The sequence below is a fragment of the Micromonospora sp. LOL_025 genome, from assembly GCF_048060285.1.
Classification (GTDB): Bacteria; Actinomycetota; Actinomycetes; order Mycobacteriales; family Micromonosporaceae; genus Micromonospora.
On the sequence record NZ_JBHMIR010000018.1, the window covers coordinates 1 to 13,053 of the forward strand.

General features: G+C 73.6%; 8 protein-coding genes. 5 read left to right on the forward strand and 3 right to left on the reverse strand.

Annotated features, from left to right (window positions below; genetic code table 11):
• Positions 1-616 precede the first annotated feature (616 nt).
• From ACFHW0_RS20915 to ACFHW0_RS20925, 3 genes are all read right to left on the reverse strand, one after another.
• Entirely contained in the window at positions 617-3,613 is a 2,997-nt protein-coding gene (locus tag ACFHW0_RS20915) for an ATP-binding protein (protein ID WP_416610054.1), read from the reverse strand.
• Positions 3,614-3,795: 182 nt separating this feature from the next.
• The gene (locus ACFHW0_RS20920; RefSeq protein WP_416610056.1) at positions 3,796-4,827 is read right to left on the reverse strand and encodes a T3SS (YopN, CesT) and YbjN peptide-binding chaperone 1; all 1,032 of its coding nucleotides are present in this window, start codon (positions 4,825-4,827) and stop codon (positions 3,796-3,798) included.
• Positions 4,814-5,182, reverse strand: a complete 369-nt coding sequence (locus ACFHW0_RS20925) for a hypothetical protein (protein ID WP_416610058.1) — start codon at positions 5,180-5,182, stop codon at positions 4,814-4,816. Before ACFHW0_RS20925 ends, ACFHW0_RS20920 begins: the two co-directional genes overlap by 14 nt.
• Positions 5,183-5,373: 191 nt before the next feature.
• Here ACFHW0_RS20925 and htpG point away from each other — a divergent pair, with 191 nt between their 5' ends.
• From htpG to ACFHW0_RS20950, 5 genes are all read left to right on the forward strand, one after another.
• Complete coding sequence (gene htpG / locus ACFHW0_RS20930; RefSeq protein WP_416610059.1) at positions 5,374-7,302, forward strand: molecular chaperone HtpG; 1,929 nt, start codon at positions 5,374-5,376, stop codon at positions 7,300-7,302.
• 623 nt (positions 7,303-7,925) lie between these two features.
• Entirely contained in the window at positions 7,926-9,197 is a 1,272-nt protein-coding gene (locus ACFHW0_RS20935) for a cytochrome P450 (RefSeq protein WP_416610061.1), read from the forward strand.
• Positions 9,198-9,464: 267 nt separating this feature from the next.
• On the forward strand, positions 9,465-9,938 hold the full coding sequence (locus tag ACFHW0_RS20940) for a helix-turn-helix transcriptional regulator (RefSeq protein ID WP_416610063.1): 474 nt from the start codon (positions 9,465-9,467) through the stop codon (positions 9,936-9,938).
• Positions 9,939-10,115: 177 nt separating this feature from the next.
• Complete coding sequence (locus ACFHW0_RS20945; protein WP_416610065.1) at positions 10,116-12,590, forward strand: nitrate- and nitrite sensing domain-containing protein; 2,475 nt, start codon at positions 10,116-10,118, stop codon at positions 12,588-12,590.
• A 17-nt stretch (positions 12,591-12,607) separates the two neighbouring features.
• Positions 12,608-13,012 carry a roadblock/LC7 domain-containing protein gene (locus ACFHW0_RS20950; RefSeq protein ID WP_416610067.1) on the forward strand — a complete coding sequence of 135 codons (405 nt, stop codon included), beginning with the start codon at positions 12,608-12,610 and terminating at the stop codon, positions 13,010-13,012.
• Positions 13,013-13,053 lie beyond the last annotated feature (41 nt).

Below are 13,053 nucleotides of genomic sequence, written 5' to 3' on the forward strand. Positions count from 1 at the left end.
CGATGGCGCCGCCGGTGAAGGCGAGCCCGGCAGCGGTCAGGGCGGTCTTACGCAGCATGTCGGTACGCATGATTCGTCTGCACCTTTCGATCGGGGGCACGCGACACACACCAAGGGGGGCGGGTGCGCCACGGGAAAGGAAAGGTCGAGATATCAAGAGGGCCGGTGCGGCGGTCACCCGCTCGGTGGCCCGAGGATGTAACCACCGTGGGCGGCCGGTCATACCGGCGGCCCGGCTCCCGGCCATCCCGGCGCGGTACTCGGTGGTCCGGGGGATGTAACCACGCCGGCCCGGCCCGGATTCCGCCGACCACCGGCCGGCGAGCGGCCGGGCCACGCGGCCACGATGGTTACAACGACCCGGCACCCCGGCCCATGCCCGCCCCACCCGTGGCGCCCACCACCACAAACCCGACATACAGGCACCATGCGCCCGATCGGGTGCGGCAGGGGCGAGTGCGTGCCGGTCGTGGTGAGGCGCGAAACGCCCAGACCGGGCCACCAGCTGACACCACGCCTGCATGGTCGACCGGGGTGTGCGGGGACGGGCGTCCCGGCGGGGCCCGCACGCCGGCAGTGCCGCTGCGCGGGTGGAGCCGCACATGCGGGAGGCGGGTCAGGTGGTGGGCGGCAGGCGGCGTTCGATGGTGACGGTGGTGCCCTCGGCGGTGGATACCAGGCGCACGTCGCCGTACGCGTTCATCAGCGTGGCGCCCCGCCCCCGGTCCATGGCCGGGCGACGGTCCCGCCAGGTGCCGAAGTCGCGCACCGAGATCCGCACCGTGCCATCGGCCACCCGCAGTCGCACCCGCACCTCGGGACGGGTGGGGCGTTGGGCGTGCTCGACGGCGTTGTTGACCGCCTCGGAGGCGGCCAGCAGGAGATCGGCCACGGTGTCCGGATCGACGTCCAGGTTCTCCAGCGAGGCCCGCACGTCCCGGCGCATCGCCGCCGCGGAGGTGGGCTGCGAGGGGTACGTCCAGCCCGTGTCCAGCGCGGCCGGGTGCGCGGGAGCCGGCCGCCGGGCCCCGTTGTGCGCGTACTCCCCGTTCCGGCCGACCGCCGGACCGACGCCCGGCGCGGCAGATGCGCCGCTCACCGGACCGCCACCCACCTCCGCCGGACCGCCACCCGAGGCCGGTGCGGCGGTCGGGGCACCCTGCGTGTCCGGGGTGCCACCGCCCACGGAATCGGCCGACGTCGCCGGCCGCGTGCCGGCCGCCGGCTCGGGCGCGCTCCCGCCGAGACCGCCCGCGTCGCGTGCGGTGTCGCCGAGGCCGTCCGGTTCGCGTGGCGTGCCGCCGAGACCGCCCGCCTCGCGTGCCGTGCCGCCGAGGCGGTCCGCGTCGGGCGCCGTCTCGTCCCGGTGGTGCCCCCGGGTGCGGGCGCCGTGCAGGGCGGACCGGATCCGGGCGATCAGCTCGGCTGCGGCGAAGGGCTTGACGACGTAGTCGTCGGCGCCCAGGTCGAGCCCCTCCACGCTGGCGTCCCCGCCGGCGCGGGCGGAGAGCACCACCACCGGCAGCGTCCGGGTGCCGGCCTGCCCGCGCAGCCGACGGACCAGCTCGAAGCCGTCGATCCCGGGCATCATCACGTCGGTGAGCACCAGGTCCGGCTGTTCCCGGCGGATCGCCTCCAGTGCCTGCCGGCCGTCACCGACTGTCTCCACCCGCCAGCCCTGCTCGCCCAGCAACCGGGCCAGGTACGCGCGCATGTCGGCGTTGTCGTCGGCGACGAGGATCCGCGCGTGCCGCAGCGCGTCCGCGTCACCGTACGCCGGCACCGGTGGCCCGGCCGGCGCGGACGCCCCCGCCTGCGCCGGGTCGGCCAGCCAGCCGACCGCCTCCTGGACGGCGGCCCGGGCCGCGTCCCCGACCCCGTCCGCGTCGGCGGCGGGCCCGGCGGTCCGCCCCGCGGCGGACCAGGGCAGCGCCACCGTGAACGTCGTCCCCGTCCCGACCCGGCTCTCCACCCGCACGTCGCCGCCTTCGAGGCGGGCCAGCTCGCGGACCAGGGCGAGCCCGATGCCGGTGCCCTCGTGGCTGCGCGACCGGGTGCCCTGCACCCGGTGGAAGCGTTCGAAGAGCCGGGACAGATCCTCCTCGGCGATGCCGATGCCCGTGTCGGCGACGGTCAGTCGTACCTCCTCGTCGTCGGCGGTCAGCCCGACCCGGATCCGGCCGACGAAGGTGTACTTCAGCGCGTTCGACAGCAGGTTGGTGACGATGCGTTCCCAGTTGACCGGGTCGACGGAGACCGCGCGGGGCAGCGGCGGGCAGTCGACCTCCAGGCGCAGCCCGGCGCGCTCGACGGCCGCCCGGAAGACGCTCGCCAGCTCGGTGGTGAGCCCGGCCAGGTCGACTTCGCGAGCGTGGCTGGGTGCCTGCCCGGCCTCCAGGCTGGAGAAGGTGAGCAGGCTGTTGACGAGGGTGAGCAGCCGGGTGGCGTTGCGCCAGGCGGTGTCGACCCGTTCCCGCTGCGTCGCCGGCAGGGGATGCTCGTTGTCGTTGAGGGCGTCGGCCAGCGGGCCGAGCATCAGCGTCAGCGGGGTCCGGAACTCGTGGCTGACGTTGGTGAAGAAGCCCGTCTTGACCCGGTCCAGCTCGGCGAGCGCCTCGGCCCGTCGGCGCTCCTCCTCGTACGCCTGCGCGTTGCGCACGGCGACGGCCACCTGCTGGGCCAGCAGCGCGTGGAACGCCCGGTACGCCTCGTCCAGCCCCCGGCTCGGGCTGACCCCGACCAGCAGCACCCCGAGGGGCTGACCCGCCTCGGCGGACGGCAGCGGCAGGGCGAGGGCGGTGCCGACCGGATCGTCCCACGGCCCCGCGGGCAGGGCGAGCCGCCGGTCGACGCCGGCCACCTCGGTCGTCGTGCCGAGGGCGGCCGCCGCCAGCCCCCACTCGTGCTCCTCGCCCGTCGGCAGCGTGCCGGGCAGGGCGGCGGCCACGGAATCCCCGCCGACGTGAGCGGCGCGGCGCAGCAGCGCGCCCTCGCGCAGGTAGATCGCGGCGAACGGGACGTCCAGCGGGTGCCCGCCGATGGCGTCGGCGAGCCGCGCGCAGGTGCTCTCGACGTCGACCGTCCGCCCGTCGCCGCCGACGGACAGGTCGCGCAGCAGGCGCAGCCGGCGCTCGCCGACGACCTGTTCGGTGACCTCGCTGCAGACGGTGAGCACCCCCACCGTGCGTCCCTCGTCGTCGCGGGCGGGGGCGTGCGAGACGCTGAAGTACGCCTCCTCGCGGTAGCCGGCGCGGTCGAGCAGCAGTTGCAGGGCCGGCACCCAGCTGGCGACCCCGGTCGCCATCGCCTCGTCGATCAAAGGGGCCAGCACGTCCCAGCCCTCGGCCAGGGTGATCCGCACGTCGCCGCCGAGCGCGTCGGGGTGCTTGTCGCCGATCAGGGCGGAGTACGCGTCGTTGTAGAGCTGGGTGAAGTGGTCACCCCAGAGCAGCAGCATCGGGTAGCGGGAGGAGAGGACCATCCGGACGGCGGCGCGCAGGCTCTGCGGCCAGCCGTCGACCGGGCCGAGTGGGGTGGCGGCCCAGTCCAGGCGCGCCATCAGCCGCCCGGTCTCACCACCGTCGGCGAACAGGTCCCCCGTGGGTCGCGTCACCCTCGGTCGCACCCCATCGCAGCCCTCACTTCCGGGCCCGACGACCCTTGCTGGCGTTACCCGCACATCCTGGCACCCGGCTTCAGCTGCACGCCCGCCGGCACCCCAGCGCGTCTCTGTACCCAGGCCTCCGCGTTTCCACACCTCGACCCACCAGGTCGGGTCGCAGGGGCGGACGGCGGTCAGCCCTCGGCGGCCGCCCGGCGGCGCAACAGCTCGACCGCCTCGTCGACCAGGCCGCCTTCGGTGAGCAGCGTCAGCAGCAGCGGCAGGTGCCGCCAGTCGCCGTCGTCGACCGCCTGCCGCAGCAGGTCGACCGCCTCGTCGCGCCGGCCCCGGGCGGCCAGCAGGGCGGCCAGCTCGTCCCGGGCGCGCGGATCACCCTGCTCCGCGGCGATCCGCCAGTACCGTTCGGTCTCGTCGGTGCGGCCCTCCTCGGCGAGCAGCGCGGCGAGCCGGGCGGCGGCGTGCCAGTCGCCGTGCTCGGCGCGGATCCGCAGCTCCGCCGTCCGCCCCCGGTCCGCCAGCAGGTCGACCAGGACGCTGCCCGCCCCGTTCGCACCGGCCCGGTCGAGATCGCGCAGGTAACCGGTCGGGTCGGGCACCGCCACCAGTCCGGCGGACTCCGGGCCGAAGAAGCGGCTGCCGCCGAACTCGCGCCGGAGCTGGTCGTCGAGGTCGTCGGCGAGCGCGATCATGGCCCGCAGGGCCAGCAGCAGATGGGTGGGGGCGAAGTCCTGCCCGAAGACGGGGATGGACGCCCAGACGGTGTCGCCGGTGCAGTAGACGCGCCCGACCACGAGCCCGTTGGTGAGATCGGAGAGCCGCCGGTACAGGGACTCGGTCGGGTCGACGCCGGTGAGCAGCGGCGAGAACACGTCGACCAGCGGCGGGTCGTCCTGTGCCCGTACGAAGATCATGGCCGAGCCGGCGCGGATGCCGACGTCGCCGTCGGCGTCGACGCGCAACTGGTCGGTGGTGACGCCGAGGAGGCCGGCGAGCACCGCCCTGACCCGGTGGGTCAGCTTCCCGCCGCCGTCGTCCTCGGTGTCGGGGTGGGGGAGCGGGCCGGTGCCGCGGGCGGTGACCGGCCGCGCGGCCAGTGCGGCGGCGAGCCTCGTCCGGGCCGGTACGGGAACGGTCGTGGCGGTGGTGGCCGGGCGGGCGGCCAGCGCGGAGACGAACCTGCCCAGCAGGTCCTCACGCGGCGTCATCGTGCTCGCCGCTCGTGCCGCTCGTGCCGTCCCGACCGCCGTCGGCCGGTCGTTCCGTCACCCGGACCTGGTCGAACATCTTGGCGATCACCAGCGGCGCCGCGACCCCGAACGTGAAGCTGGCGAAGGCCGTGGTGGCCAGGCCACCCGCCCCGGCCGCGGCGGCGAGGCCGGTGCCGGCCACGGTCCTGAGCAGCACCGCGAACACGACGATCGGGGCGTCCCGCCGGTCCCGCCACGGCCACTGCCACCGGCCCCCGGACTCGCTGGTCGGGCGCATCATCCCGGAGAGGTTCAGCGCCTCGGCCACCGCGCTGCCGACCAGTCCCCACATCGCGGCCATCCATAGAGACACATCCCTACCGTACTGACCGCCCGCCGCGGCGGTCGCACCAGCCCTCGGCTTCTCCCGGCGGCCACGTCGACGCCACCCCCGACGGTAGGGCGCGGGGGCAACGCGCCGCCAGTCGACGCTCCGCGGTCCCGTCGTCTCGCCGTCGGCGACGGCTCGTATCCTTTCCGCGAACCTTCGGTGGGCTTTCGAGGATGAAAGGACACGGTGTGAGTAACCGGGCCGAGACGTTGGAGTTCCAGGCCGAGGCGCGTCAGCTGCTCCAGCTGATGGTCCACTCGATCTATTCGAACAAGGACGTCTTCCTGCGTGAACTGATCTCGAACGCCTCGGACGCGCTGGACAAGCTGCGCCTGGCGTCGATGGTCGACAAGGAGCTGGAGGTCGACACCTCCGACCTGCACATCGAGATCGAGGTCGACAAGGCGGCGCGCACGCTGACCGTGCGGGACAACGGCATCGGCATGTCCCGCGACGAGGTGGTCCAGGTGATCGGCACGATCGCCAAGTCCGGGACCGCCGAGCTGCTGCGCAAGCTGCGCGAGTCCTCCGACGCCGGGGCGCGGCAGGAGCTGATCGGCCAGTTCGGCGTGGGCTTCTACGCGGCGTTCATGGTCGCCGACCGGGTGGAGCTGGTGACCCGCCGGGCGGGGGAGAGCGGCGGCACCCGGTGGGAGTCGGCCGGTGAGGGCACGTACTCCGTCGAGTCGGTCGAACAGGCGCCGCAGGGCACCTCGGTGACCCTGCACCTCAAGCCGGCCGACGACGAGGACAACCTGCACGACTACACCGCCGAGTGGACGATCCGGGAGATCGTCAAGCGGTACTCGGACTTCATCGCCTGGCCGATCCGGATGACCGTCGAGCGCCCCGGCGAGGGCGACCAGACCAGCACCGAGACCCAGACGCTCAACTCGATGAAGGCGCTCTGGGCCCGGTCCCGCGACGAGGTCGACGAGGCCGAGTACAAGGAGTTCTACAAGCACGTCAGCCACGACTGGGCCGACCCGCTGGACATCGTGCACATGAAGGGCGAGGGCACCTTCGAGTACGAGGCCCTGCTGTTCATCCCGTCGCACGCGCCGCTGGACCTGTTCGCCCCGCAGGGCCGCCGGGGCGTGCAGCTCTACGTCAAGCGCGTGTTCATCATGGACGACTGCGAAGCGCTCATGCCGAACTACCTGCGCTTCGTCAAGGGCGTCGTGGACGCGCACGACCTGTCGCTGAACATCTCCCGGGAGATCCTCCAGCAGGACCGGCAAATCCAGGTCGTCCGCCGCCGGCTGGTCAAGAAGATCCTGGCCACCGTCAAGGACATGAAGGCCAACCACGCCGAGCGCTACCGGACCTTCTGGACCGAGTTCGGGGCCGCCGTCAAGGAGGGCCTGATCGACGACACGGAGAACCGGGACACCCTCCTGGAGATCCTGTCGGTCGCCTCCACCCACGACCCGGCCGAGCCCACCGACCTCGCCGGCTACGTCGGCCGGATGAAGGACGGGCAGACCGACATCTACTACGCCACCGGCGACTCGCGCACCATGATCGAGAACTCGCCGCACATGGAGGCGTTCCGCGCCAAGGGCTACGAGGTGCTGCTGCTCACCGACCCGGTCGACGAGGTGTGGATCGAGCGCGTCGGCCAGTACGACGGCAGGACGCTTCGCTCCATCGCCAAGGGCCAGGTCGACCTGGACACCGAGGAGGAGAAGAAGGAGGCCGAGGCCGAGCGCGAGCAGCAGCGCAAGGACTTCGCCGACCTGCTCACCTGGATGGGCACCACCCTCGCCGACTCCGTCAAGGAGGTCCGCCTCTCCTCCCGGCTGACCACCTCGCCCGCCTGCGTCGTCGGCGACGCCCACGACATCACTCCGACGCTGGAGAAGATGTACCGGGCGATGGGGCACGAGGTGCCGGCGGTGAAGCGGATCCTGGAGCTCAACCCCGGGCACCCACTGGTCACCGGCCTGCGCAAGGCACACGAGCAGGGCGGCACCGAGGAGTCGCTGAAGGAGACCGCCGAGCTGCTCTACGGTCTGGCGCTGCTCGCCGAGGGCGGGGAACTGGCCGACCCGTCCCGGTTCACCCGCGTGCTCGCCGACCGCCTCGCCCGTACCCTCTAGCACCACGCACGGGCCGGCCGGCGGAGCGCCGCCGGCCGGCCCGCGACCGGTGGACTGCCACGCCCCGGCGGATCGCGGGCCGCCCCGTCGCCGCTCGCCGGAGCGGACCCACGCGTCGTCCTGATCCGGCGAGCACACCACCCTCCGCCTCGCGCAACGCACGCGGACCCGAGTCGTCCTCCGGAATCCGCCGTACCGGGGAAACTCATGCCGGTATTCGGGCGGCCGTTCGCGGCACGCGTCGTGAGCCTTGTTTCAGGTGCGCGTTCGAACGCCCGGCGGCCTTTCACGGCACACCATCAATCGCTGTCGTCGCATCGCCTTTCCGCCCGGCCGTCCGGGGACACGCGAGACCGCGGCGCGGCGGAGTGCCCGATGTCGGCCGCTGCGTCGTCTACCCTGTTCATCGTCGCGACCGGCGAGCAAGGAACATCCCGCAACTTGCAGGACGACGTGGTGCGCGCATGACCGAAGGCGTGGAAATTGCACATCGGCACATTGAAGAACGCTGATATTGACTTGCCCTCGGAATGGGCGCACCGTGAAGGCGTGCGGCGATAACCGGATCCTCGGGAAGTCGTTCGGCAATTCCGTTCGTGGCCATGGCACTCCAGGAGGCGGTCATGCGATTGGATCCGTTCGCGGGGGCGTATCTCGTCGATCCGGCGCGGGTGTGGCGGCGGCTGCTCGACGAGCCCGAGAGGGTGCACCACGACCCGGATCTGGGGCTGTGGCTGATCACCCGGCACGCCGACGTCCGCCGCGCGCTGAGTGACGCGGAGGCCTTCGGCAACGCCCTCACGCTGGCTCCGATCTACGACGTCTGCCCCGAGGCGATGGAGTTCATCGCCCGCATCGACGCGCCGCCCACCACCGCCGCCGCGGACCCCCCGGTGCACCCCCGGACCCGTCGGGCCCTGCGGGCGACCTTCGCCAACACCGCCGAACGCGTGGAGCGCCGCTACGGTGCGATCGTCCAGCGCCGGGTCGACGAGCTGGTGTCCCGGCTCGTCGACCGCTCCGACGGGCGGGCGGACCTCGTCGGCGAGTTCACCACCGAACTGCCCCTGCTGGTCCTGCTCGACATCCTCGGCGTGCCGGAGGAGGACGTCGGGCGGGTCAGGGCCTGGGGGGACGGTCAGATCGCGTTGCTCTGGGGGCAGCCGGAGCCGGCCGAACAGGTCCGGCTGGCGCGGGGTCTGTGGGAGTTCTGGCGCTACTGCGAGCAGTTGGTCGGCGCCCGGCTCGGCGGTGGCCGGTACGGCGACGACTACGTCAGCCGGTTGCTGGCGTACCGCGACGGTGACGACGAGGTGCTCACGGTGGCCGAGGTGTCGAGCATCGTGTTCAACCTCCTGGTCGCCGGGCACGAGACCACGGCCGGGCTCCTCGCCCACGCGCTGGACCAGGCGCTGTCGAGCCCGGGCAGGTGGCGGGAGCTCGGCGAGGACCCCCGGCGGATACCCGCGTTCCTGACCGAGACGCTGCGCTTCGCGCCCGCCATCGACGGTTGGCTGCGGGTGACCCGCCGGTCCGTGACCCTGGACGGCGTCACCATTCCGGCGGGTGCGCGCTGCCTGCTGCTGATCGGCGCGGCGAATCGGGATCCGGCGGTGTTCGCCCGTCCGGAACAGTTCGACCCGCACCGGTCCGACGCGGACGGGCACCTGTCGTTCGGGCACGGGCCGCACTTCTGTATCGGCGCGGCGCTGGCCCGGCTGGAGGCGGAGATGGCGCTGACCCGGCTCTGCCGGGCGGTTCCCGGACTGCGCCTGAGCCCCGGCCATCACCATTCGTACAAGGTCAACATCGCCTTCCGCGCGCACCGGAGCCTGCCGGTGGTCATCGACGCGACGGTGCCCTCCGGTGGCCCGGCGGCGCCCGTCGCCGGGTGACCGGTGGCCTCGCGACCGCGCCGGTCCTGATCCTCGGCGGGTGCGCGTCGGCCCGTGCGGTGCGGCGCTGCGCCGGCTGTATGCGGACCCGCCGTTAGGTCGCGGGGCCGGGCCGGTGGCCTCCGGTGGGGACTACCCTCCGAAGTTACGTCTTCACACCCGTCAGCTCATGGGTTAAGAATTGTCCCCTGCGAATACCCATTCATCGCCCAATGTCTATTGATGCCGATGCCGATGCCGGCCGGTCGGCGTCGTGAAGGTGAACACATGGATCGCACGCCCCCGTCGAGCGCCAACCGCTCCGGTGCCATCCACCGGTTCCGCGCCGAGCTGCGCACCTGGCGTACCCGTCAGGGGTTGACCCAGCGGGCGCTCGCGGAGCGGGTGCGGTTCAGCCGCGAGACGGTCGCCGCGGTCGAGTCCGGTCGCCGGTACGGCAGTCACGAGTTCGCCGTCCGCTGCGACGAGGTGCTCGGCACCGGCGGTTGCCTGGCGGCGTTGTGGCCGCAGGTCGCGGCGGAGCAGTTGGCGGCGGACGGCCGCCGCGGCCCCCGGTTCGGAAAGGTGGCAGGGCTCGACCCGGCCCCCGCGCCGGCGGTGGCGCGGCGGGACGCGCGCGACCCGGAGGCGGTCGTGGCCGCGATCGACGAACTGCGGGAGTTGATCGGCCAGGTGCTCGGCGGGCAGCCGGAGGCGGATCTCCCGCCGCGCCCGTCAGGCGGACGGTCCGGGCGCCCCTGACCTGCGCGGGCTCGGGACCGTGGGGCGGCCCGGCGCTGCTGACGCTGGGTACAGATGCCGGTACGGGCCGTTTGTACCACCGTCAGGTCTTCTCTGTGGGCGCGGGTTCCGGCGGAATGAGACGTGCAAATGGCAAGGTGCGCATTGGCCGTCTTGGATGAGTCGCGGGAGTCAATCTTGGCGTCGAGCACGAGGTCCCACGCGGCCCGACCCTACCCGACCGGCCGCCGCGGCTGGAAGATCGGCACCCGGATGCGCCTCATCGTGGCGGCCCCGCTCGTCGCCGTGATGGGATTCGCCGGTCTCGCACTGACCGAGAGCGTCCGCCAGACGACCCGCGCTAGCGACCTCGGGCTCCTGGCGCACCTCGGCGCCGACGCGGGCGACCTGGCCCACCGACTGCAACGCGAGCGCGTCGTCGCCGCCGACCTGCTCAGCCGGGGCGCGGCCGAGCAGCAGGAGGCCTTCGCCGACGCCACCGGGAGCACCGACGACGCCGTCGCCCGCTACCGCCGGCAGCGGGCGACGGCGCCCCCCGGGCCCGCCGCCGGCCAGACCCTGCTCCAGCGGATCGACCTGGCGCTGGAGGCTCTGCCGCCGCTGCGCGCGCAGGTGCGTACGGCGGCGCACGCCTCGGTGTCGGCGATGACCTTCAGCTACCGGATCGTGATCGCCGACCTGCTCGGCCTCCGCGAGAGCGTCACCCTCGGCGCGGTCAACGCCCGGATCACGGACGGCATGCGGGCCTCGGCGGCGCTGTCCAAGGCGGCCGAGGCGGCGGGCCAGCAGCAGGTCGCCGTCCTGCGCGCGGTCGCGGCCGACCAACTGACCCCCGCCATGCAGCAGGACATCACCGCCGCCCGGTCCGGCTTCACCGAGTCCAGCCTGTCCTTCCTGGCCCTCGCCCGGCCCGCCTGGCGGGGCTGGTGGGAGCAGGCCGGCAGCGGCGAGGACGCGCTGCTGCTCCAACGGCTGCAGGACGAGGTGTCGAGGACCCGGGCGGGGAGCCGGTTGCGGCTGGACCTCGGCGCCTGGGTCGAAGCGACCCAGCAGTGGTCCGTCCGCCTGGCCGAGCTGCGCCAACGGGTCGACGCGGCGGTGCTCGACGACATCCGCTCCGCCCACGCCGACCAACGGCGGCGCACGGCCGTGGAGGCGGCGGCCGTGGTGCTGGCCCTGCTGCTCACGGCCCTGGTCACCTGGGCGGTGGCGCGGCAGATCACGCGGCGCCTGCGCCGGCTGCGGGACGCGGCGAACGCCGTCGCCTTCGAACGGCTGCCGCAGGTGGTGGCCCGGCTCCAGCACCCGGACAGCTCGTCGGTGGACCCGGACGAGCTGGCCCGCCAGCAGTCCGCGGACGCCCTGGAGCCGTCGCGCGGGGACGAGATCGGCGAGGTGGGGGAGGCGTTCGCGGCCGTGCACCGGGCGGCCGTGCGTACCGCGGCCGAGCAGGCGGTCATGCGGGCCAACACGGCCGACATCTTCATCCACCTCAGCCGCCGCGAGCAGCGGCTGGTCGACGCGGTGCTGGCCCAGGTCGACAAGGTCGAGCGGGACGAGACCGACCCCGAACGGCTGGACCAGCTGTACACGCTGGACAACCTGGCCACCCGGATGGGACGGATCAACGCCAGCCTGCTGGTGCTGGGCGGGGTGGGGGTCGGGCGGGTACGCCAGCACGACGTACCGCTGCAACAGGTGTGCCAGGCCGCGCAGAGCCAGATCGAGCACTACGCCAGGATCCGCCTCGGCATGGTCGACGGCGACGTCGCCGTCGCGGCCGACTCGGTCGACGAGGTCGTGCACCTGCTGGCCGAGTTGATGGACAACGCCACCGGCTACTCCGCGCCGGGTACCGAGGCGTGGGTGACCGGCCGCAGCCTCGGCGACCGGGTGATCGTCCAGGTCAGCGACGAGGGCGTGGGGCTGTCCCCGCAGCGACGGCAACAGCTCAACGACCTGCTGGCCCGCCCGCCCGCCATCGACGTCGCGGCCGTGCGGGCGATGGGGCTGGTCGTCGTGGGACAGCTCGCCGCCCGGCTGGGTGTGGCCGTCCAGCTCCGTCCGGGCCCCCGCCGCGGCACCATCGCCGAGGCGGCGCTGCCGGGGGCGATCATCCGACCGTTGCCCCCGGAGGAGTACCTGCTCACGCCCACCAGGCCGTCGCGGCGCGCGGCGCGGACCACCCTCGCGTCGCCGGCGTACACCGCGGCCCCGGAACCGTGGGCGGGGAGCCCGGCACAACCGTGGGCGGGCGGGCCGCCGGCCGAGCGGGCACTGCCGGTGGCGCCGGTGTTCCGGCCCGCGCCGGCGCCGGCCGGGCGAGGCGACGAGCCGACCGAGGAACTCGTCATCTTCGAGGAGGTCAACCACTGGTTCCAGGCCGGCCACGACGACGCCACGAACGGCGGTCCGTGGGCCAGCCCCGCCGACGAGGCATGGCGGACCGCCGCCCGGGCCGACGCGCCCGAGGTGGTCGCCACCACCACGTCCGGTCTGCCGCGGCGTCAGCCCCAACAGCACCTCGTCCCGGGCGGCGTCACCGTGCCGCAGCAGCGCTCCGCGCCCCGCGACCCGACCCAGGTGGCCACCGCGATGGCCGCGTACGCGCGGGGCGTCGCGGGCCGTCGGCCCAACCTGATCAACAACTGACCCGACAGGGAGAGCACGTGACCGACCAACAGGATCTCGGCTGGCTGCTGGACGCCTTCGCCGCGCGCGCCACCGAGGTCAGCCATGCGATCGCGATCTCCAGCGACGGCCTGATGGTGGCCGCCAGCAGGGGCCTCCCGCCGGACCGGGCGGACCAGTTGGCGGCGACCGGCAGCGGGCTGGTGAGCCTGCTGCGCGGCGCGGCGGCCTTCTTCGACGCCGGCGCGGTGATCTCCAACGTGACCCAGCTCGAGGGCGGCTTCATGTTCTCGATGGCCTTCAACGACGGCGCGTCCCTGCTCGTGCTCGCCGACCCCCGGTGCGACGTCGGCAAGGTCTCCTACGAGATGACCGAGCTGGCCAACCGCATCGGCGACGCGCTGACCCCGGCGGCTCGGGCGGCACTCAGCCGCAGCCGCTGACACCCCGGCACCTCACGCCGGAACCCCCCATCCCTCCTGGA